Origin of the sequence: Mycobacterium genavense ATCC 51234, assembly GCF_000526915.1 — a bacterium.
Lineage (GTDB): Bacteria > Actinomycetota > Actinomycetes > Mycobacteriales > Mycobacteriaceae > Mycobacterium > Mycobacterium genavense.
The window spans coordinates 175,379-197,260 of sequence record NZ_JAGZ01000003.1 but is presented as its reverse complement, the minus strand read 5'-3'; the positions used below and the strand labels follow the sequence as shown (position 1 = coordinate 197,260).

The following is a 21,882-nucleotide window of genomic DNA, read 5'->3' as shown; positions in this document are numbered from 1 at the left end:
CGCTTCCGATTCCACCTTCCCTATGGGGGGGCCGATCGTCCTTGTGTACCTCAACGACTTTCAAACCCCCAGCAGCAGGCGGGCCGTGTCGTGCACTTGAGGTCAACACCGACACGTGCCTTCACGGTTCCGCTCAACCACGGCCACTCGCCGTGATCTGCAATGACTTGTCGCGCGCGCTCGCGACGGATCCGCATGCACCGCAGTGTATTCAGGCAAAGCATCGCCGCGCTACTCGTAGCTGCCGATGAATCGGTGAGCCCGGTACCTGAAGTTTCAGCTCTGCCAGCGCCTTGTCAGCGGTGCTGTCACAACGTCGGTAACATCGGCTGCCCCAGCCGATGGCCGAGCGTCCTCATGGCGCACCCGCGTCCAGGCCGTAGCAGGCGAACGTGGACCCGGTGAGCGTGTGTTCGGAGATCCTGATTACCGGCCAGGGGGACCTGTCCATATAGGCGATCACTTCACCGCCCTCGCCAACGACAATCGGGCATTCCTTGCCCACTCGTAACCGAAGAGGCCGACTGTCACCCTATGAACCAAAGATAAACGGCTGCAACAGCTTACGAAGTTACCTTGAAAATCCCGGGCCTCGGATAAGCCGCGCGCCCCCGAGCGCTCCGCAGAATCCCGCCACTCCCTCGGCCGGTCGGACCGCGTTGACCGATTCCGGAATCGTTTTCCGACAGCAGGATTCGAGGAACCGGCGAACAGATCCCAGTGACCCCGATCGGAGCATCACCGCGGCGATAAACCGCGAGTACGCGGCCAACATCACCATCACCGGAAGCCGCAGCACCCCGGCATAGTCGGGAACGCTCGGATCGCACTGCACCCATTCCCCCGGGCAAGTACACCAACCGGAATCTCCTCCTCAACGAGCTAGTTGAGATAGCGCGGTCCCTGTTGGTCGACGAGTGTGGCGTGGTCCGTGGGTGAATAGCGCCGACGGCCGGCCCGCGCAAGAATCTCGCGCGTGGCCCCGATCGCTGTCGACCCAGACGCGCTGTCCGCTGCCGGCAGCGCCGTGGTTGCAGCGGGCGACGGCCTCGAAGCGGTGATGACGGTATTGACGGCGGGTTTTGGCGCCAACACGGGCCTGGATGTCGCCGGTGAGGTGTTCGGGCTGTCGTATCAAGCGATATCGGAGTCGCAGTTGAAAGCCACGACGGCAGCGATCAACGCATGTCGGCGCAATGGCGCCCTGATCCAACTCGACGCGTCGAACTGGTCGAAGGCCGAGGCTGCCTCGCGACTGGGCGGCGGCGCCGACGTCTTACGCGCGCCAACGGAGCCGGTCCGGATCGGCGCCCCCGGACCGCCGGGAACATTGGGCCCTGGAGAGCCCCCTCCGCTGCTATGGGCGGTGGTGCAATCCCTCGTTGACGACGTGTGGCCCAACGGCGATGTGGCGGCGCTTCATGCCGCGGCCGGGTGCTGGCGCACGTTCAGCTCGGCCGTCAGCGGAATGCAAGGCGCCCTGAACGGGGCGAGGACGCTGGTCGGTACGCAGCAGATTCCCGAGGGCGAAAGAATAGATCACGTCTTGTCGCACATCGGCGCCGCGATGGTCAAGTTGGGGGAGGGGGGCAGGGCGATTGCCCACACGCTCGACGATTTCGCCGACCACGTTGCCAAGGCCCAAAACGATATTCGAAATTTGTTGCACCGCTTGGAGTCTCTGACTGACATCTGGCACGACGTGGTCTCGGTACTCGATGGTGATGCGTTCGAAGAAATCATGAGTATCGCGCGTGACGTCAACGCCGTGTTGCACGACTTGGGCCGGCAAGCACGGGCTTTCGAGCAGGGCATCAGGGTGCTGATGCAGGCCGCCGACGGCTTGGTCGTCGACATGGAGAAGTTCATGCGCGGTCAGTTCACGCACTTTCTCGGCGACGCAGTCGGAAACCAGGCTGCCACCGTTTTCGATACTTTCGTCAACGCGAATGAGAGAGTTGCCAAAGGAGCTGCGCAGGCGGTCCTCGGCCTGGCGGATTTGGGCCCGCAGTGGTTGCTTCTCGATCCCGAAGGGGCCGAGGCTACTTGGAAGGGCATGGCAGAAAGCCAGTTCAAAGCGAGCTTGCTCAACGAGATTCTGCATCCACGAGAGGGCGGGTTAGCGAATCTGCATATGTTGAAATCGCTTCTGCACCTTCAAGATTGGAGCACCGCCCGACCGGGCTTAGGATTTGGTGAGAACCTTTTCGATGCCGCGACGTTCTTTCTTCCTGGAGTCGGAGTAGCCGGCGCGGGGGCGAAAGCAGGCTCTGCGGCCGCACGTGGCGCCGAAGAGGGCGCAGAATGCGCGGGTGCGGCGGAGCGTGCAGGAGAGCTGGGGGAGTTTGGGGCGACGACCGGTGCGCTGGGCGACCTCGGCAAACTCGGCACCGACCTGACGAAGGATCTGGACAGCCTCAAACTCGTTCTGCCCACGACGGATTTTCCGCCCGGCGGTCGTCCGGTCGGCTCACCACGAGTCGATACTCCGAGCGGGCCTTCGCCGCGGCCTGTGGAATCCGCGCCGCCGGGTACGCCCGTACCGCACTCACCGACCACCCCAGGCGATCCACCGGCCCCGGCACGCCCCAGTGTACCCGTTGCTCCGCACGATTCCGTACCCCAGACCGAGGCTCGACCTCCCGATGCGCCTGGAAGTCCTCACGAACCGGTACCCGCTCGAGCCGTTGCACCGCACGAACCGCGGTCATTGCCCTCCGCACCGGTCGAGCAGTTGCCCACGGCCAAATTGCAACCGACGGCCCCGATGCCGACGGCGCCCCACACGCAGGCTCCCGAACCCGGATCCTGGGGTGGACATCCGCACCAGCCAGGCCCGGCTAGCAGCGGTGTGCACGGATTTGAGGAAGGCAAGCCTCACGGCCTACCTTCGGAACCAGGACCACACGGTCCTGCCGATGGGGGTGCAGACAGCGGCGGGATCTCGGATGGCGATGCCGATCCAAACGCGCACATGCCCTGGAACAGCAATGATCTGGCTGCACTCGCCGATTACACTGGACCTGGTTACGCGGACCTAAACGACGCACTGAGGAATGGGACAGTGGGTGCATCGCTAGCTGCTCGGGTCGACGCACTGAATCGCGCGTTGGAGAAGCTCCCACCGTACGGAGGTCCCGTAATTCGTGGCTCAAACATCCCGCTAGAAATGCTCGCGCAATATCAACCCGGCGAGGTTATTGTGGAGCATGCATTTTTGAGCACGACCAAGAATCCCGCGGTAGCACAACTGCCGACGTTCTCGGGCAATGTCGAATTTCAGATTCTTTCCAAATCTGGGCGAGATATTTATAGCTTCTCTATGTTCCCAGCCGAGCAGGAGGTTCTGTTCCCGCCAGGTACGGAATTTTATGTCATGAACAGGATTTTCGATCCAATAACTGGCCGGACCTTCATTGAAATGATCGAATATTAGGGCATGAGTGAATGGGTAGCAACGGGGAGATGGGAGTCACACGTGAGTAGGAAAATCGGTGGGAGGACGTTTACCACGCCCGAAGAACTCGGTCGTACCCCACCAACTGAAGCCGAGTTGGCGCGAGCCCGAAAAGCCTTTGACGAATTCCGGAAGCAAAGAGATGCTGTCCCGCCTGAGGACCGGGTGACGGAGTTGTCGCCTAAGTTCTGGGACGACACTTCGGGTACGGAGTTCGAACGCCGCGCGACGCCTAGCTACTCGCTGCTGCGGTCGAGCAGATCTGAGGACCCCAGCACGCGCTCGATCTGAACTTCGATGACTACGCGCCGCGTATTGGGCCGGGGCGTGCGATAGCGCTGCGCGTAGCGCAACTCGGCATCACGCACGGCATCGGCATCGCTGTTGACTTTGGACCGGCCCTCGAGCGAAATCCAGCGCGCGCCGTCGACCTGGCTGAGCACGGCCACCCCGGCCCGGTCGGCGTTGACGGCCTTTTGCGTGCCCCCACTGGTGATCACCCGCGCGATATGGGTGGTGGGGTCGAAGGTGAATCCGACGGCTACCACATGCGGCGAGTTGTCCGCCCGGAGCGTGGTCAGCATCGCCAGATGGCGTTCGGACAGAAACGCCAAAGCGTCGTTGGTGAGCCGTGTCGCGGTGTTCGCCATCACCGCTCACGCTAGCGCAGGTGATAATCGCAGCCGTGGACGACACGGGCGCGGGTCCAGTTCTCATTCTGGGTGGCCGCAGTGAGATCGGCATCGAACTCGCGCGGCTGCTGGCCCCGGGCGCCACGGTGGTCCTGGCCGCGCGCCGGGCCGACCAGCTCGACGAGCAGGTCGCCGCGCTCCGCCAAGCCGGCGCCAAGGCTGTACACACCCGAGAGTTCGACGCCGACGACCTGGGCTCACACGGTTGTTTGGTCGCGGACGTCATCGCCGAGCACGGACCCATCGGCACCGCGGTGCTGGCCTTCGGGATCCTCGGCGACCAGGCACGCGCGGAGGCCGACGCCGCGCACGCGGTGGCCGTCGTGCACACCGACTACGTCGCCCAGGTCAGCATGCTCACGCATCTGGCGAACGCCATGCGCAAAAGCAACCGCGGCCAACTGGTGGTGTTCTCCTCGATCGCGGGCGCGCGGGTGCGTCGGGCCAACTACGTCTACGGCTCGGCAAAGGCGGGCCTGGACGGCTTCGCCAGCGGGCTGGCCGACGCGCTGCATGGAACCGGCGTGCACCTGCTCATCTCGCGCCCCGGGTTCGTGATCGGGCGTATGACGGAAGGCATGACGCCGGCGCCGCTGTCCAGCACTCCGCAGCAGGTGGCCGCCGGCACCGCGCGTGCGCTGGCCAAGGGACGGCGCACGGTGTGGATCCCGTGGGCATTGGGCCCCGCGGCGGCCGTCATGCGCATGCTGCCGCAATTCGTCTGGCGCAGGATGCCGCGATGATCGTCGTGGTCGGCATCGGTGCCGACGGCATGGCGGGGCTCGGCGAAAAGTCCCGCTACGAATTACGAACGGCCACAGTCGTTTACGGAGCTGAAAGGCAACTGAAACTGCTCGACGGCACGGTTACCGCCGAGCGCAGACAGTGGCCGTCACCGATGCTGCCCGCCGTGCAAGCACTACCCGTCGACGGCCCAGACATCCACATCGTCGCCAGCGGCGACCCGCTGATGCACGGCATCGGTAACACCCTGATCCGTTGCTACGGCGCGGAAAAGGTCAAAGTCCTGCCGCATGTCTCGGCGGTGACATTGGCGTGTGCCCGAATGGGCTGGAACGTCCACGAAACCGAGGTGATCAGCCTGGTTACCGCGCCGCCACACACCGCGGTGCGTCGCGGCGGCCAAGCGATCGTGCTGTCGCAAAACCGGTCCACGCCGAATGCCTTGAGCGAACTGCTCACCGCCCACGGTCGCGGCGACTCCGAATTCAGCGTGCTCGAACAACTCGGCGGCCCGGACGAACGCCGCCGTGACGGCACCGCTCGCCAGTGGAGCAACGACGACATCGACGACCTCAACGTGATTGCCATCCGCTACCTGCCCGACGAGCGCATTACGCCCCTGCCGGACGACGCGTTCGTCCACGACGGGCAGATCACCAAACACGGCATCCGCGCGGTGACATTGGCGGCCTTGAAGCCGCGGCCCGGCGAGCGGCTGTGGGACGTCGGCGCCGGCTCGGGCAGCATCGCCGTCGAATGGTGTCGCAGTTGGCCGGGCTGCACCGCCGTGGCGTTCGAACAAGGCGAAAAGCGGCGCACCAACATCGAATTCAATGCCGCGGCCTTCGGCGTCAACATCGACGTGCGCGGCGAAGCGCCCGGCGCATTCGACGGCGCGCAACCGCCCGACGCCATCTTCGTCGGCGGCGGCCTCACCCATCCGGGCCTGTTCGATGCCTGCCTCGAGCAGCTTTCAAAAGGAGGCCGTCTGGTCGTCAACACCGTAACTACCGAATCCGAAGCCGTTGTGCTGCAAGCACAGTCAACCATGAACGGTGAGCTGCGACGATTTCAGCTCTATCACGGTGAGCCGCTGGGCGCCTTCACCGGCTGGCGCCCGCAATACCCGGTCACCCAGTGGGCGGTGACGAAGTGACGGTGTACTTCATCGGCGCCGGCCCCGGCGCCGCCGACCTGATCACGGTACGCGGCCAACGGCTGCTGCAGCGATGCGAGACATGTCTGTATGCGGGCTCGATCATGCCCGACGACCTGCTTGCCCTGTGCCCGCCGGGCGCGAAAATCGTTGACACCGGCCCGTTGACGCTCGAGCAGATCGTCGCCGAGCTCGTCGCCGCGCACGACAAAGGCCACGACGTCGCCCGGCTGCACTCCGGTGATCCGTCGTTGTACAGCGCGCTGGCCGAACAATGCCGGCGGCTCGACGCACTGGGCGTCGGCTACGAAATCGTGCCCGGAGTACCGGCTTTCGCCGCAGTAGCCGCCGCCTTGAACAGAGAGCTCACCGTTCCGGGCGTGGCGCAGACGGTCACCTTGACCCGCGTCGCGACCCTCTCGACGGCCATGCCGCCCGGCGAAGACCTGGCAACCCTCGCCAAATCGGGCGGTACCCTAGTGCTGCACCTGGCCGCCGCCCAGATCGACGCGATCGTCCCGCAACTCCTGCGCAGCGGCTACAGTCCGGAAACCCCCTCGGCGGTAGTGGCTTTCGCCAGCTGGCCGGAAGAAACGGTCTTGCGCGGCACGCTGGCTACCATCGCCGACCAGATGCACGCCGCCAACATCACCAAGACCGCCGTCATCATCGTCGGCGATGTGCTTGCCGCCGAGGGCTTCACCGACAGCTACCTGTATTCGACCGCGCGCCGCGCACGAGGCCGACACTGATGCGGGTGCTGTTACTCGGCGGTACCGCCGAGGGGCGCGCGCTCGCCAAGGCGTTGGACCCCGCCGATGTCGACGTGATCAGCTCATTGGCGGACCGGGTACCGGATCCGGCGCTGCCCGTCGGCTCGGTGCGCATCGGCGGGTTCGGCGGCGTCGACGGCCTCAAAAGCTGGCTTCGGGAACACCGCATCGACGCCGTCGTCGACGCCACCCACCCGTTCGCGGCAACCATGACCGCCCACGCCGCGCAGGCGTCTGGCGAACTAGAGATCCCCCATCTGGTATTGGCCCGCCCGGCCTGGGACCCCGGCACCGCGATCCGCGTAGCCTCGGACACCGAAGCGGCGCAGGCCGTCGAAAACCAACGCTATCAACGGGTTTTCCTCACCACGGGCCGCTCGGGAACCAAAGCCTTCCAAGCCAGCGAAGCGTGGTTTCTGATTCGCGCGGTCACCGAACCCGATGCCCGAACGTTGCCCCGCCGTCACGCGTTGCTGTTGTCCCGCGGGCCGTATCGCTACGACGACGAACTTGCGATCATGCGCGATCACCGCATCGACGCCCTGGTGACCAAGAACAGCGGCGGTGACATGACCCGAGCAAAGCTGGATGCCGCCGCGGCGCTGGATATTCCGGTGGTCATGGTGCAACGGCCGCCGTTGCCGGCAGGGGTGACCAAGGTCGACACCGTCGAGCAAGCCGCGGATTGGGTTGCACGCCAGGTCTAACCGGTGAGGTCGTCGCGTTCCGCGTCGGCCAGCAGGGCGTCGCGGGCCCGCGCTACCCGGGAGCGGATGGTGCCCACCGGGCAGCCGCACACGGCGGCGGCGTCGGCATAGGGCAGACCGAGCAGCTGGGTCAGTAGCAGGGCTTCGCGTTGTTCGGGGGTGAGGTTGGCGATCATCGTCGTCACCTCCACCAACTCTTCGAATCCGCGGGCGTGGCGGTCGCCGTTCAGGATGTGCTCGGGGTTGGCACCCGGGGCGGTGCGCGGCCGCGACTGGACGTGGCGAATGTGATCGGCGACCACGCGGCGCGCGATGGACAGCAGCCATGTGCGGGCGCTGGAGCGTCCGGAGAACCGCTCGATCGCTCCGATCGCCCGCAGGAACGTCTCCTGCGTCAGATCGTCGGCGGTGCCCGCGTCGGACAGGTATGTGACGAACCGCCAGACGTCTTGCTGAGTGGCCTTGATGAAGGCCTCGAGGGCCCGCTCATTCCCGCGCGCGGCTGCCAAGGCCAGTTCGGTTACGGCATCGTCGTCGCTTGACGCGGTCAAGGCCAACCACCTTCGTTGCGCGGGTTCGGACAGTCTACGACGGGCCGTCGTAGAGCCTGCGGCGAGGTCCGACCCGGAGCGGTTGATCGGTCGCAGGTGGCCGTGTCGCCGCACGGCGAAGCTGGCCGGCACCTCGCCGTCGAGAGCGTCGAAGTCGGACTCCGTGGGGCCACGCCCGCCGGTGCGCTCACGCGCCACCAACACCGCGAATACCAGGCCGAGCAACAGCGGTACGTGGCTGGCGACGCGAGTCGCGGTCACCTGTCCGTCGAGAGCGTCGGCGGCCACATAACCCATCAGCCCAAGCGAATACGCACCGGAGATCGCGGCGACGCCGGTCGCCATCATCGGCCAGATGCCGGCCGCGACCATTGCCGCACCCAATGCCAGCAACCACGCGGTTGACTCGTGTAGCAGGTGTTCGCCGGACATTGCGCCGTGCATGTGGTGCGACACCATGCCGAAGTTGACGCCGCCGATTTGAGCGGCCGCGATCGCCACCTGGAAGACCCCGACGGCGATCAGTCCCCATCGAGCGTAGCGCGCTCGTACCGCGCGCGTCCAGCCGTGCCGCGCGGCGGGGTCCTCGTCGATGCTCGCCATGATCCGGGCGACCAGGTCGGGCGCGTCGCCGGGCTCGATCGAGGCCAGCCGCCGAGTCTGGGTGGCCGCGCCGATCAGCCAGGTGCGGCACCCGCGGCAGGTCTCCAGATGGGCATCGACCTGCTGCGCGAGCACTTCCGTTCGCTCGCCGTCCAACCGGGCGGAAAGCGCCTCACGCGCAATGTCACACCGCATCCCTGCATCGTTGCGCATGCGTGCGCCCGGCGCAAAGACGAAACCGGGTGGGAACTAAAACCCGCGGCGCAACGACCACTAGGAACAGCCCACATCTCCCGGAAGGCCCGCGTCATGTTCCGGAAGGCCCGCGTCGATGACCGCCCCGATCTGGCTCGCGTTTTCACCAGAGGTGCACTCCACCCTGCTGAGCAGCGGGCCCGGCCCCGGGGCGCTGCTGGCGGCCGCCGGCGCGTGGTCGGCGTTGAGCACCGAATGCACCGACGCCGCCGACGAACTCACCGGGCTGCTGGGCGCGGTGCAGGCCGGCGAGTGGCAGGGCCCGAGTGCGGAACAGTACGTCGCCGCCCACGCGCCGTATCTGACCTGCCTGCTCGCCAGCGCCGCGGACAGCACGACAGCGGCGGCATTGCACGAGACGGCCGCGGCCGCCTACACGGCCGCGCTGGCGGCGATGCCCACGATGGGCGAGTTCGCGGCGAATCACGCCATCCACGGCGCCCTGGTCGCGACGAACTTCTTCGCCATCAATACGATTCCGATCGCCGTGAACGAGGCCGACTACGCCCGTATGTGGGTGCAGGCCGCCACGACGATGAGCACCTACGAGGCGGTGAGCGAATCCGCGCTCGCCGCCGTTCCGCCGTCCACGCCGGCCCCGCAGATCATGACGGCCGCCGCTGACACGTCGTCGACCACTCAGCAAGCCAGCGCGGCGGCGCCGCAGTATCCGTCCTGGATGGATCAGCTCGCCAAATGGCTGCAGCAGTACACCAAGCACCTTCGCGTGACGGGTGTCCAAGGACCTCAACCCCGGTGGCTGGCCCTTCCCGCCGGTGCCGCGGGTCAACAGCCTTGCCTCGTTCTTCGGGCAACTCGGTCTTTCGCCGGCGCTGTCGAGCGCGCTCGGCTGGGCGATCTTCCCCACCCGGATGATCTTCTGGCCGTTCATCCAGGTCGCGGTGCAGCTGGCTGTCGTCGCCGTCCCCGCCATGATGGCCGTTGCGGCCGCGGCTGGTGCCGGTGCGGCCGCGGGTGCGACGGCGATCGCGGTGAGCACCGCGGTTCCCCTGGCCGTGCAGCTGGTGCCGGCGATGGCACCCACGCCGATGCCCACCGCGCCGGCCCCGGCGGGTTTCGGCAACGTGCCGACGTCCTCGGACGTCCTCGAGCGCCAGCGCGCCCGCACCGGCTCCAGCGACCGCCACGGCCACGGCCGCCGGCGCGGCCCCGCCGGTCGGTACTCCACCCGGCGTGGGCTTCGGCCCGACGAGCATGAGCGGCCTCGGCGCCGGCATGTCCGACGCGCTGTGGGCGGTCGGACTGTCAGGATTGTCCGGCAGCGCCAGCGCGCGCAATCGTTCCCGCCGCAAGTCCGAGGAGCCCGCACCCGACGACGTCGACGCCCCGGCCGGCGCCGCGGCGGCCTCGGCCAAGGAGCGGTTGAAGGCCCGCCGGCGTCGGGCGCAAGACGCCAAGGACAAGGCCTACCGCTACGAATTCATGGACCTCGAGGACACGCCCACCGACCCGGACGACGAGTCCGTCACTTCGGCCGGGGAGTCCGGCGCCGGGCCGCTCGGATTCGCCGGGGCCGCAGCCAAATCCGGGGCGGGCCGGGCTGCGGGGTTGACCACGCTGGCCGGTGACGGGCTCAATGACGGGCCGTCGCTGCCGATGCTGCCGAACACCTGGGTCAGGGACTGACTAGCCCGGATAACGCCGGGGTGTGAACACTCTGTCACCGGAATCGCCTGGGTACCACTGGGTTTGAGACGATCCCACGATCAGCAGGCAGCGCATGTCGACGTCGGCGGGATCCAGGTCGGCCAACCGCACCACCCGGACGTCCTCGTCGGGCCCGGACACGTTGCGGCCGATGACAACTGGCGTTCCCGGTTCGCGATGGGTCAGCAAGATGTCGCGCATGGCAGCGATTTGCCAGGTCCGGCTCTTGGACGCGGGGTTGTAGATGGCCAGCACCAAATCGGCTGCGGACGCGGCGGCCAGGCGTGTCTCGATCACGTCCCACGGCTTGAGCCGGTCCGACAACGAGATCACCGCGTAGTCGTGGCCCAGCGGCGCGCCGACCCGGCTGGCTACGGCCTGCGCCGCGGTCATCGCCGGAATCACCCGAATCTCCACTCTCGGCCACTGTTTGGCTTCTTCGAGGACGACGGTGGCCATCGCGAACACCCCGGGATCACCCGACGACACCACCGCCACGGCGCGGCCCTGTTCGGCCAGCGCACACGCCAATCGAGCCCGTGCGGGTTCGTCGGTGTTGTCGCTGGGATGGCGCCGCTGACCGTCGCGCACCGGGATACGATCGAGGTAGTGGCGGTAGCCGATCAGGTCGGTCGCGGCGGCCAGCTCGCGTCGGCTCTGCGGTGTCATCCAGTCGTGGTCGCCGGGACCGAGCCCCACCACCGCGACGCCCCCGACCGGCGCGCGTTGCTCGAACCGCCGACCGCCCGGCAGCATCGCCAGTGAGAAGTACGGCATGCCGGCCTCGTCGACGTCCGCGGCCGGCGCGACGCGTTGCGCATCCGTGCTGGCCCGCTCCACGTAGAACGCTTCGGCCAGCCGTCCGGAAGCCGAAAGTGCTTCCCGCACAGCGTGATATGAGCGTCCGAGCTTGAGCACGACGGCGGCGTCCGCGTCGGCGAGCCGGCGCGTCAGTTCGCCGACGGGCAGGGTGCCCGGAAGCACCGACAGCACCTCGTCACCGGCCACCAGCGGCGTGCTCACCGCGGCCGACGCCGCACTCACCGACGTCACGCCCGGCACAATGACGGCGTCGAACCGCTGCGTCAGCCGGGTGTGCAGATGCATGTAGGAGCTGTAGAACAGCGGATCGCCCTCGGCCAGCAGCGCCACATTGCGTCCCGCGTCGAGGTGCCCGGCGATGCGTTCGGTGGCCCGCACGTAGAAGTCCTCGAGCGCACCGGCATAACCGCCGGGATGATCGCTCACCTCGGTGGTCACCGGATAGACCAGGTGCTCCTCGAGCTGGCCGGGTCGCAGATACGGTTCGGCGATGCCGCGGGCGATGCTGCGGCCGTGCCGGGCGCTGTGGTAGGCCACCACGTCGGCCTCGCGGATCACCCGAGCGGCCTTGACGGTCACCAGCTCCGGGTCGCCGGGCCCCAGGCCGACCCCCCACAACGTGCCCCGCGCGGTCACGCCGTGCTCATTCAAGGTCGCTCGCGATCGCGTTGACGGCGGCGGCGGCCATCGCGCTGCCGCCGCGGCGTCCCCGCACCACCAGGTACGACATCCCGCGCGGGCGTTCGATCAGCTCGACCTTGGACTGTGCCGAGCCGACGAAGCCCACCGGACCGCCCAGCACCGCGGCCGGCGTCGCGGCCCCCTCGTCGACGAGTTCGAGCAGCCGAAACAGCGCGGTCGGCGCATTGCCGATGGCCAGCACCGCGCCGTCGAGCCGGTCGGCCCACAGCTCGACGCCCGCCGCGGAGCGGGTGGTGCGCCGCTGCGCGGCCAGCGCGGGTGCGCGGGGATCGGCCACCAACGACACCACCTCGTTGCCGGCGGGCAGTCGTGCCTTGGTGATTCCGGCGGCCACCATCGACGAATCGCACAGCACGGGCGCGCCGTTGTGCAGCGCGGCGCTGGTCCGCGCGACGACGTCCCGGGTGAAGGCGACGTGCTCGGCGACGTCGACCTGCCCGCAGGTGTGGATCAACCGGACCACTACCTGCGCGACGTCGGCGGGGAATCGTGCCAAGTCGGCTTCGGCGCGGATGGTCGCGAACGATTGGCGGTAGATCTCCGCCGCGTCGCGGATGTAGTCGAGCACGTGCTCACCCTACGGCCGGAGCAGCCGGTATCCGTCGCCGGTGGCGACCAGCACCTGTCCCGTCGGCGGGCTGCCGCACGCGCGTTCGCAGCCGACCAGGTGACGATGTACCGCGGAATCCGTTCCGACCAGGTGCGCCGCGTCGGCCCGCACGTCGGCGGCCGAGCGTGCGCAGCCGGGGCTTCCGGTGCAGGCGCTGACGTCCAGCCATCCGGAGTTCTCGTCGAACACCAGGCCCAGTGGGGCCAGTACCCGCAGCGCGGCGTCGGCGACACCCTCGTCGAGGTCGCACACCAGCACCGAGCGCCATGGCGTGATCACCATCGGTGCGTCGATCGCGGCGAGATACTCCGCGATGCGCGCGGGCAGGACACCCAGCGGCACCGCGGCGCCCAACGCGACCCGGCCGTCATCCTGGGCTATCCAGCCCACCGGTGGTTTGGCGACCGGCGCAACGGGGGCGGCGCTGACGTCAGCTCCCGGAAGTAGTTCCTCGATGTTGTCCAACTCGTTGATACGCCAAGCATTTTCGCGAATCTCGGTGAACCGTAGGGCGACTCCGAGCAGTGTCGCGACCACATCGTCGGCGTTCATCCGCAGGCCGGTGTCGCGCCCCATCAGCAGCAGTGCGTAACCGTCCTCGCAGACGTGGACGCCGACGTCGGCGCCCAGCCCGGACACGTCGGCATGGCCGTCGTCAATGCTGAACCAGAATCTGCCACCCAGGCCCGTCAGTTTGGGCTCGGCGCAAATCGCCGAATCCAGCGCGCCCACCCAGGCCCGCACGTCCGCGCGTCCACCGGCGCGTCCGGACAGCGGCGAGGCGACGATGTTGCGCACACGTTCGTGCGTCGCGGACGGCAGCAACCCGGCGTCGGCGATGCTCTCGGCGACCGCCGTCACGTCGGTGACCGCGCGCAACTGCACATTGCCGCGCACGGTCAGCTCCAAGCTTCCCGAGCCGAAGCCGCTGGACAACGCGGCCAGCCTCGCCAGTTGCGCGGCGGTGATCATCCCGCCCGGCAGCCGCACGCGCACCAGCGCGCCGTCGGCGGCCTGATGCACCTGCAGCGCACCGGGGCACGCGTCGGCGTCACGGGATCGGGGCACGTATTCCACGTTAAGGCAGAACGCCGCGCTGAAAACACCAATTGTCTGGCCGTTGGTTCGCCCCACCGCTGCTTGCCGCGGCGCTACCGTCGGCCTCATACCGGGGGAAGTTGGTGGTTGGCCATGACGCAGCAGCGCCAAGTCAAAGTCGCAATAATCGGCGCCGGGGTATCGGGCCTTTGCATGGCGGCCAAATTGCAGGACGCCGGCATTGACTCCTACACCGTTTTCGAAAAGGCCGACGATGTCGGGGGCACCTGGCGTGACAACACGTATCCGGGCCTTACCTGCGATGTGCCGTCGCGGTACTACTCCTACACCTTCGCGCCCAACGCGAAGTGGACGAGTCTGCTGTCCCCGGGCCCGGAACTGCAGGCCTACTTTCGGCGGGTGGCCGACGAACGGGGCATACGGCGACACATCCGCTTCGGCTGCGACGTCACCAAAGCCGAATACTGTGCTGGGACATGGCATCTCACCACGAGTTTCGGTGAGGAAACGTTCGACGTCGTGGTCGTCGCGACCGGCGTGCTGCGCATACCGAACTATCCGGACATCCCCGGGCGGGAGACCTTTGCGGGGGCGGCATTCCACTCGTCGCGGTGGGATCACTCGGTCTCATTGTCGGACAAGCGAATCGGTCTGATCGGAAACGGCTCGAGCGGTGTGCAGATCATCGTGGAGCTCGGCGGCAAGGTGCGCTGGCTGACGTTGTTTCAGCGGACCGCCCAATGGGTGTACCCGATGCCCAACCCGCGGTACACGGCGATGACCAGGCACGTGATCTCGCGCGTGCCGGGATTCAACTCGCTGAGCCACTGGTTTTGGGGTGCGTTTTTCCGAAAGGTCTTCGGCGGCGCGCTGATCCATTCGGGGTTGCGCCGCGCTCTGTTTCAGGCCACCTGTCGTTGGAACCTGCGGCTGTCGGTGCGCGACCCGGAATTGTGGGCCAAACTCACCCCGGATTACCAGCCGGGCTGCAAGCGGCTGGCGATGTCGTCACGGTTCTACCGGTCGGTGCAGCACCCGACCGTCGAAGTGGTCACCGATCGGATCGAGCGCATCGAACCCCGCGGCGTCGTGACCGCCGACGGCACCCTGCACGAACTCGATGTGCTGGTCTACGCCACCGGGTTTGACGCCCGGGCCTACCTGCGGCCGATGCAGGTGATCGGGGAGGGCGGCATCACCCTGGACGAGGCGTGGGCCGACGGTCCGATCGCGTATCGGTCGGTCGCGGTGCCGCGGTTTCCCAACCTCTTCATGCTGATGGGTCCGCATTCGCCGATCGGCCAGCAGTCCTTCATCGCCATCGCCGAGGACCAGGCCGATTACATGATCTGGTGGATCCGTCGCATTCGCAGCGGCGTGGTACGTGCCGCAGCGCCGACGGAAGCGGCAACCAAGGAGTATAACGAGCGTGTGAAAGTCGCTCTGCCGCAGACAATCTGGGCGTCAGGCTGCAGCAATTGGTACCTGGGTAAGGATGGTCTGCCGGAGACGCGCCCCTGGGCGCCGGAGACCCACCGCGCACTCTTGCGCCGACCCGAGCCCGCGGACTTCGACGTCCGCACGGCCTAGGTCGTCCACCCGAAGATTGCGACGGGCAATTCACGGGCACACTGACCCGGTGCAGACGATGGAATATGCCCCGGGACGGTTGGCCGATGTGTTCGGGGATCCCGCCGGACCGGCGATCCTGTTTTGGCATGGCATGCAGGCCAATGCCCGAGCCGTCGTCCGGCCGCTGGCCCACTTGTTGGCGGGCCACGGTGCCACCGTCGTGGTGATCGATTGGGATTCCCACGCCCGCGACGGAGGCCGCGCGGACTTGTTGCGATCGGTCGAATTCATGTGGCAGCGCAACAGCGGCTTCGTGCTGGTCGGCTGGTCGATGGGAGGTCTGGTCGCCGCGGGTCTGACCCTGACGCGCCGGGATGTTCCCCTGACCCATACCGTCTGTCTGGCAGGCGCTTTCATGGCCCCGGACCCGATCACGGGTCGCGTCCCGGGCGACGGACTGGTCCTCGACCGCGACGGGCCGCCGTTCACCTTGCTACACGGCGTGGACGACGACGTGGTTCCGGTGACCGCCAGCCGCGACTTCGCCGCCCGCCTCGAAGAGGTCGGGTGGCCGGTCGATCTCGTCGAGCTGGCGGCCGATCACGGGTCGATTGCCGGAGCGGCCTACGACCCGGCCGTCGATCGCTATTACGCTGCCGAGCCGCCCGAGATCGCCGGTGAGGTCGTCGCTCGTATCGCGGCGGTGCTCGGTTGAAAAGCCACACCGCTCCCGCGCGCTTTGTGGCAATGTTTGCCGAGGGGGCATTCGTGCAAGCCGTGCCACCGCCTCCACCGCCGGCCTGGTCGGGCCCCCAGCCGCGCGTCTGGGTCGGCATCTGCGCGCCCATACGATTTGTCGCATCTGCACCGGGTTCTGAAGCTCACAGCGCCCCTACGGTACGAATGAGGGGTGGCTGAGCCGACGATCCTGCTGCTGTCGACGTCCGACACCGACTTGATCAGCGCTCGCGCCAGCGGGAAAAACTATCGGTGGGCCAACCCGGCGCGGTTGTCCGACCCCTCAACCGACCCAGAGCTGGCCGACCTGCTGGCCGGCGCACAGATCGTGGTGGTCCGGATCCTCGGCGGCTATCGGGCCTGGCAAAACGGCATCGACACGGTGATCGCGAGCGGCATTCCGACGATCCTGGTCAGCGGCGAGCAGGCCGCCGACGCCGAGTTGACCGGGCTGTCCACGTTGGCCGCGGGCATCGCGGTGCAGGCGCACATCTACCTGGCCCACGGCGGCGTGGAGAACCTGCGCCAGCTGCACGCGTTCCTGTCCGACACCGTGCTGATGACCGGCGTCGGCTTCACCGAACCGGTGGTGACCCCGACCTGGGGTGAACTGGAACGCCCGCACGCCCGGCACACCGACGGCCCGACCATCGCGGTGCTGTACTACCGCGCGCAACATCTGGCCGGCAACACCGCCTACGTCGAATCGCTGTGCGCGGCCATCGAAGACGGCGGCGGCCGGCCGCTGCCCGTTTACTGCGCGTCGCTGCGCACCGCCGAACCCGAACTGCTGCATCGGCTAAAAGACGCCGACGCCATGGTGGTCACGGTGCTCGCCGCCGGCGGGATGAAGCCCGCGGCCGTGTCCGCCGGCGGGGACGACGACAGCTGGAACGTCGAACACCTTGCCGCCCTGGATATTCCGATCTTGCAGGGTCTGTGCCTGACGAGCTCGCGGGCTCAGTGGAACGACAACGACGACGGCCTGTCCCCGTTGGATGTCGCGACTCAGGTGGCGGTGCCCGAGTTCGACGGGCGCATCATCACCGTCCCGTTCTCGTTCAAAGAGATCGACGACGACGGGCTGATCTCCTATGTCGCCGACTCGGAGCGTTGCGCGCGGGTCGCGGGGCTGGCCATCCGGTACGCGCGGCTGCGGTTCGTCGCTCCCGCCGACAAGCGGGTGGCCCTGGTTTTCTCGGCGTATCCCACCAAACACGCCCGCATCGGCAACGCGGTCGGGTTGGACACCCCGGCCAGCGCGGTCGCCCTGCTGCGCGCGATGCGCGACGCCGGCTACCGGGTCGGCGACCTGCCCGGTCTCGAGGCGGGCGACGGGGACGCCCTGATCCACGCGCTGATCGAACGCGGCGGGCAAGACCCCGACTGGCTCACCGAAGAGCAACTCGCCGGCAACCCGGTCAGGGTGTCCGCCAAGGACTACCGCGCCTGGTTCGCCACGCTGCCCGAAGAATTCCGCGACGCCGTCGAGACCCATTGGGGCCCGGCGCCCGGCGAGCTGTTCGTGGACCGCACCAACGATCCCGACGGCGAGATCGTCATCGCCGCAATGCAATCCGACAATCTGGTGTTGCTGGTGCAGCCGCCCCGCGGGTTCGGCGAGAACCCCGTCGCCATCTACCACGATCCGGACCTGCCACCCAGCCACCACTACCTGGCCGCCTACCACTGGCTGGACGCCGGATTCGGATCGCATGCCGTGGTGCACCTGGGCAAGCACGGCAACCTGGAGTGGCTTCCGGGCAAGACGCTGGGCATGTCGGCGGCCTGCGGATCCGATGCCGCACTGGGCAACCTGCCGATGATCTACCCGTTCTTGGTCAACGATCCCGGCGAGGGCACCCAGGCCAAGCGGCGGGCGCACGCGGTGCTCGTCGATCATCTGATCCCCCCGATGGCCCGCGCCGAAAGCTACGGCGACATCGCGCGTTTGGAGCAACTGCTCGACGAGCACGCCAACGTCGCCGCGCTGGATCCCGGCAAGTTACCCGCCATCCGGCAGCAGATCTGGACGCTGATCCGCGCCGCCAAGATGGACCATGATCTGGGCCTGACCGAACGGCCCGAAGAAGACTCCTTCGACGACATGCTGCTGCACGTCGACGGCTGGTTGTGTGAGATCAAGGATGTGCAGATCCGCGACGGCCTGCACATCCTCGGACAAAAGCCCACGGGCGAAGGCGAACTCGACCTGGTACTCGCGATCTTGCGGGCCCGCCAGCTGTTCGGCGGCGAGCAGACGATCCCCGGCCTGCGACAAGCGCTCGGCCTCGCCGAAGACGGCACCGACGAGCGGACCACCGTCGATCAAACCGAGGCCGCCGCCCGCGAACTGGTCGCAGCGCTGCAAGCGAGCCGCTGGGATCCCGCGGCCGCGGACACGATCACCGGCAACGCCGACGTGGCCAACGTGTTACGGTTCGCGGCCACCGAGGTGATACCCCGGCTGGCCGGCACCTCCTCGGAGATCGACCAGGTGCTGCGAGCGCTGGACGGCCGGTTCATTCCGGCCGGCCCGTCCGGCTCCCCGCTGCGCGGCCTGGTCAACGTGCTGCCCACCGGCCGCAACTTCTACTCCGTCGACCCTAAGGCGATACCATCCCGTCTGGCCTGGGAAGCCGGCGTCGCCCTTGCCGATTCGCTGCTAGCGCGGTACCGCAACGACCATGGGGAGTGGCCGCAGTCGGTGGGCCTGTCGGTCTGGGGCACCTCGGCGATGCGCACCGCCGGCGACGACATCGCCGAAGTTCTTGCGCTGCTGGGTGTTCGGCCGGTGTGGGACGACGCCTCACGGCGCGTGGTGGGTCTGACACCGATCTCGCCGGCCGAGCTGGGCCGGCCACGCATCGACGTCACGGTGCGGATCTCCGGGTTCTTCCGCGATGCGTTCCCGCATGTCGTGACGATGCTCGACGACGCGGTCCGGCTGGTCGCCGACCTCGACGAGCCCGCCGACGACAACTACGTCCGCGCCCACGCGCAAGCCGACCTGGCTCAGCACGGCGACCAACGGCGGGCCACCACCAGGATTTTCGGATCCAAGCCGGGCACCTACGGCGCCGGGCTGCTGCAGCTGATCGACAGCCGGAACTGGCGCGACGATGCCGACCTCGCCCAGGTGTACACCGCCTGGGGCGGCTTCGCCTACGGCCGCGATCTCGACGGTCGCGAGGCGGTCGACGACATGAACCGCCAGTACCGGCGAATTGCAGTGGCCGCCAAAAACACCGACACCCGCGAACACGACATCGCGGACTCCGACGACTGCTTCCAGTACCACGGCGGCATGGTCGCCACGGTGCGAGCGCTGACCGGCAAGGCGCCGGCCGCCTACATCGGCGACAACACCCGCCCCGACGCGATCCGCACCCGCACGCTGTCCGAGGAGACCACGCGGGTGTTTCGGGCCCGGGTGGTCAACCCCCGCTGGATGGCCGCGATGCGCCGGCACGGCTACAAGGGGGCATTCGAGATGGCCGCCACCGTCGACTATCTGTTCGGCTACGACGCCACCGCCGGGGTGATGGCGGACTGGATGTATGAGCAGCTGACCGAGCGCTACGTGCTGGATCCGGAGAACCGCAAATTCATGACGGAATCCAATCCGTGGGCGCTGCACGGCATGGCCGAACGACTGTTGGAGGCCGCCGGTCGCGGCATGTGGGCCGAGCCGCAACCGGAAACCTTGGACGGGCTGCGCCAGACGCTGCTGGAAACAGAGGGCGACTTGGAGGGCTGACACAGGTAGGTTGAGACCGTGACGCCCACCTTTGCCGACCTCGCCAAGGCCCAGTACATCCTGCTGACCACCTTCACCAAGGACGGCCGCGCCAAGCCGACTCCGGTCTGGACCGCTCTGGACGAGGAGCGCGGCGACCGGCTGCTGGTGATCACGCAGGGAAACTCGTGGAAGGTCAAGCGGATTCGCAATACGCCGCGCGTGACGATGGCCACCTGCACCATGCGCGGTCGGCCGACGAGCGAGGCGGTCGAGGGCATCGCAACCGTGCTCGACAAGTCGCACACCGGCGCAGTTTACGACGCGATCGGTGAGCGTTACGGCATCGTCGGCACGGTGTTCAGCTTCTTCAGCAAGCTGCGCGGCGGCATGGAAAACAACATCGGGCTCGAACTCCGAGTGGCCCCGGGCTAACGCCTCGATGAGCACCGTGCTGATGCCGATCCCGGACCGGGACTTCGACCCGACCGAGGTCGCGGTCAGCTGGCGGGTCCTGACCGACAACGGTCACCGGGTGATCTTCGCGACCGAAAGCGGCACGGCCGTGTGGCCGACGACGTCATGGTGACCGGCCGGGGCCTCGACATCTGGTCCGCGCTACCAATATTGAGTTCCTTCCCGCTTGTCGGGCTGGCGCTGCGCGCCAACACCAAGGGCCGCGACGCCTACGCCGCGATGGTGCGCTCGCCGGAGTACCGGCATCCCGCCCGCTGGAAGGCCGTCACGCTGGACGGCATCGACGCGTTGCTGCTGCCGGGCGGGCATCGCGCCCGCGGGATGCGCAGTTACCTCGACAACGACATCCTGCAACGCCCGGTGGTCGATGCCTTCGCCCGCGACCTGATCGTGGCCGCGATCTGTCACGGTGTGCTGCTGGCCGCGCGCAGCGTCGATCCCGCCACGGGTCGTTCGGTGCTCTACGGACGCAAGACCACCGCGCTCACCTGGGCGATGGAGCGGCTGGCGTGGCGGCTGACCCGGATCACCCGGTTCTGGGATCCGGACTACTATCGGACGTACCCCGAGCAACCCGGCCAGCCTGCCGGCTACATGTCCGTGCAATCGGAAGTCACTCGCGCGCTTGAAGATCCGGCGGATTTCCGCGACGTCGAACGTGGCACGCCGCACTGGCGGCTGAAGTCTTCCGGAATGGCGCGGGACACCGTGACCGACTCACGGCCCGCATTCGTCGTCGATGACGGCAACTACATCTCGGCGCGCTGGCCCGGCGATACCCACACCTTCGCCGGCGTCGTATCGGACAAGCTACGCCGTTAGGTGCTCCCCGAAGAACGTGAAGACCCGACTCCAGGCGTCTTCGGTCGCGGCGTCGTCGTAGCCGAAACCCGCGATTCGCAGCAGGGGTTGGCCGGGCAAGGTGTTCGCGAAGCTGTGCCCGGCGCCGGGGTAGACCTTGACGTCATTGGCGATCTGCTTGGCCGCCAGCACTTCCCGCAACTTCTCGGGTGCGCCCTTGCCCAGCAGGACGCGCGCGCCGAAACTCGCCACGATCGGGCATGCCCCCTCCAGCGCATCGTTGAGGTGACGCGGCAGGGGAGCGCCGTAGAACGGCGCCGAAGCCCCAAAGCCCTTGGGCGACATGATGAGTGCGAATTGGCCGCCCATGCAGAAGCCGGCGATTCCCACCTGCCCGGTACAGTCCGGCCGGCCCTGCAGGTGATCGCGGGCGGCGAGAATGTCGTCGAGAGCACGGCCGCGCTGCGTCATCAGCTCGCGCATCACCCGGGTGATGCAACGGATGCGCCCGCCGCGCGCGTACATATTCGGCGTCAGCGCCAGATAGCCGGCCCGCGCGATGCGGTCGTTGATCGACTGCTTGTCCCGGCCGTAGCCGAAGGCGTCGTGAATCACCACCACACCGGGCCAGGGGCCGGTCCCGTGCGGAATGCTCAGCAGCGCGTCGATCGGTCCGTCCGGGGTATCGAGCTCAATCGTGGTCATATCGTCATCTAACTGCAGCCGCGACACCGATCACCGGGGGAACTCGGGTGC

General features: G+C 67.6%; 17 protein-coding genes and 3 pseudogenes. 12 read left to right on the top strand and 8 right to left on the bottom strand.

The window, feature by feature from the left end:
• Nucleotides 1–592: 592 nt before the first annotated feature.
• A pseudogene (locus T428_RS34300) lies at nt 593–847 on the bottom strand (hypothetical protein); the annotation flags it as partial.
• 129 nt (nt 848–976) lie between these two features.
• Between T428_RS34300 and T428_RS31015 the strand changes: the two are divergent.
• Nucleotides 977–3,436: an ADP-ribosyltransferase gene (locus T428_RS31015; RefSeq protein WP_025736162.1), complete on the top strand. Its 2,460-nt coding sequence runs from the start codon at nt 977–979 to the stop codon at nt 3,434–3,436.
• Nucleotides 3,437–3,693: 257 nt separating this feature from the next.
• Here the strand turns inward: T428_RS31015 and T428_RS0108625 are convergent, their stop codons facing one another.
• The gene (locus T428_RS0108625; RefSeq protein WP_025736161.1) at nt 3,694–4,107 is read right to left on the bottom strand and encodes a F420-dependent biliverdin reductase; all 414 of its coding nucleotides are present in this window, start codon (nt 4,105–4,107) and stop codon (nt 3,694–3,696) included.
• Nucleotides 4,108–4,142: 35 nt separating this feature from the next.
• On the opposite strand from T428_RS0108625, the gene dprE2 reads away from it, so the two are divergent.
• From dprE2 to T428_RS0108605, 4 genes are read left to right on the top strand one after another with little or no spacing between them, the layout of a single operon-like run.
• Nucleotides 4,143–4,892, top strand: a complete 750-nt coding sequence (gene dprE2 / locus T428_RS0108620) for a decaprenylphospho-beta-D-erythro-pentofuranosid-2-ulose 2-reductase (RefSeq protein WP_025736160.1) — start codon at nt 4,143–4,145, stop codon at nt 4,890–4,892.
• Nucleotides 4,889–6,049: a bifunctional cobalt-precorrin-7 (C(5))-methyltransferase/cobalt-precorrin-6B (C(15))-methyltransferase gene (locus tag T428_RS0108615; protein ID WP_025736159.1), complete on the top strand. Its 1,161-nt coding sequence runs from the start codon at nt 4,889–4,891 to the stop codon at nt 6,047–6,049. Before dprE2 ends, T428_RS0108615 begins: the two co-directional genes overlap by 4 nt.
• The gene (gene cobM, locus T428_RS0108610) at nt 6,046–6,801 is read left to right on the top strand and encodes a precorrin-4 C(11)-methyltransferase (RefSeq protein ID WP_025736158.1); all 756 of its coding nucleotides are present in this window, start codon (nt 6,046–6,048) and stop codon (nt 6,799–6,801) included. The genes T428_RS0108615 and cobM overlap by 4 nt, the downstream gene beginning before the upstream one ends.
• Complete coding sequence (locus T428_RS0108605; protein WP_025736157.1) at nt 6,801–7,529, top strand: cobalt-precorrin-6A reductase; 729 nt, start codon at nt 6,801–6,803, stop codon at nt 7,527–7,529. Before cobM ends, T428_RS0108605 begins: the two co-directional genes overlap by 1 nt.
• Here the strand turns inward: T428_RS0108605 and sigC are convergent.
• Complete coding sequence (gene sigC, locus T428_RS34295) at nt 7,526–8,080, bottom strand: RNA polymerase sigma factor SigC (protein WP_245604850.1); 555 nt, start codon at nt 8,078–8,080, stop codon at nt 7,526–7,528. The two genes, T428_RS0108605 and sigC, sit on opposite strands and share 4 nt — an antisense overlap.
• Before the next feature lie 180 nt (nt 8,081–8,260).
• Nucleotides 8,261–8,878, bottom strand: a pseudogene (locus T428_RS34290) (DUF2275 domain-containing protein); the annotation flags it as partial.
• 136 nt (nt 8,879–9,014) lie between these two features.
• Here T428_RS34290 and T428_RS35700 point away from each other — a divergent pair.
• Nucleotides 9,015–10,585, top strand: a pseudogene (locus tag T428_RS35700) (PPE domain-containing protein).
• Here the strand turns inward: T428_RS35700 and T428_RS0108590 are convergent.
• From T428_RS0108590 to cobG, 3 genes are read right to left on the bottom strand one after another with little or no spacing between them, the layout of a single operon-like run.
• On the bottom strand, nt 10,586–12,064 hold the full coding sequence (locus tag T428_RS0108590) for a precorrin-2 C(20)-methyltransferase (protein WP_025736155.1): 1,479 nt from the start codon (nt 12,062–12,064) through the stop codon (nt 10,586–10,588). It lies immediately after the preceding pseudogene.
• A 7-nt stretch (nt 12,065–12,071) separates the two neighbouring features.
• Nucleotides 12,072–12,698 carry a precorrin-8X methylmutase gene (locus T428_RS0108585; protein WP_025736154.1) on the bottom strand — a complete coding sequence of 209 codons (627 nt, stop codon included), beginning with the start codon at nt 12,696–12,698 and terminating at the stop codon, nt 12,072–12,074.
• Between the two features lie 9 nt (nt 12,699–12,707).
• On the bottom strand, nt 12,708–13,808 hold the full coding sequence (gene cobG / locus T428_RS0108580; protein ID WP_025736153.1) for a precorrin-3B synthase: 1,101 nt from the start codon (nt 13,806–13,808) through the stop codon (nt 12,708–12,710).
• 123 nt (nt 13,809–13,931) lie between these two features.
• Here cobG and T428_RS0108575 point away from each other — a divergent pair, with 123 nt between their 5' ends.
• From T428_RS0108575 to T428_RS26630, 6 genes are all read left to right on the top strand, one after another.
• Nucleotides 13,932–15,389 (top strand): flavin-containing monooxygenase, encoded by a 1,458-nt coding sequence (locus T428_RS0108575; RefSeq protein ID WP_025736152.1) that lies wholly within the window; start codon nt 13,932–13,934, stop codon nt 15,387–15,389.
• A 49-nt stretch (nt 15,390–15,438) separates the two neighbouring features.
• Nucleotides 15,439–16,086: an alpha/beta hydrolase gene (locus tag T428_RS0108570; protein WP_025736151.1), complete on the top strand. Its 648-nt coding sequence runs from the start codon at nt 15,439–15,441 to the stop codon at nt 16,084–16,086.
• A gap of 195 nt (nt 16,087–16,281) precedes the next feature.
• Nucleotides 16,282–19,869, top strand: a complete 3,588-nt coding sequence (gene cobN, locus T428_RS0108565) for a cobaltochelatase subunit CobN (protein WP_025736150.1) — start codon at nt 16,282–16,284, stop codon at nt 19,867–19,869.
• Between the two features lie 18 nt (nt 19,870–19,887).
• Nucleotides 19,888–20,283: a PPOX class F420-dependent oxidoreductase gene (locus T428_RS0108560; RefSeq protein WP_025736149.1), complete on the top strand. Its 396-nt coding sequence runs from the start codon at nt 19,888–19,890 to the stop codon at nt 20,281–20,283.
• A gap of 7 nt (nt 20,284–20,290) precedes the next feature.
• Nucleotides 20,291–20,437, top strand: a complete 147-nt coding sequence (locus tag T428_RS34280) for a type 1 glutamine amidotransferase domain-containing protein (protein WP_245604845.1) — start codon at nt 20,291–20,293, stop codon at nt 20,435–20,437.
• Nucleotides 20,416–21,147, top strand: coding sequence for a type 1 glutamine amidotransferase domain-containing protein (locus T428_RS26630; RefSeq protein ID WP_245604844.1), 732 nt, complete (start codon nt 20,416–20,418; stop codon nt 21,145–21,147). Before T428_RS34280 ends, T428_RS26630 begins: the two co-directional genes overlap by 22 nt.
• Here the strand turns inward: T428_RS26630 and T428_RS0108550 are convergent.
• The gene (locus T428_RS0108550) at nt 21,136–21,831 is read right to left on the bottom strand and encodes a dienelactone hydrolase family protein (protein ID WP_025736148.1); all 696 of its coding nucleotides are present in this window, start codon (nt 21,829–21,831) and stop codon (nt 21,136–21,138) included. The genes T428_RS26630 and T428_RS0108550 overlap by 12 nt on opposite strands.
• Nucleotides 21,832–21,882: the final 51 nt, after the last annotated feature.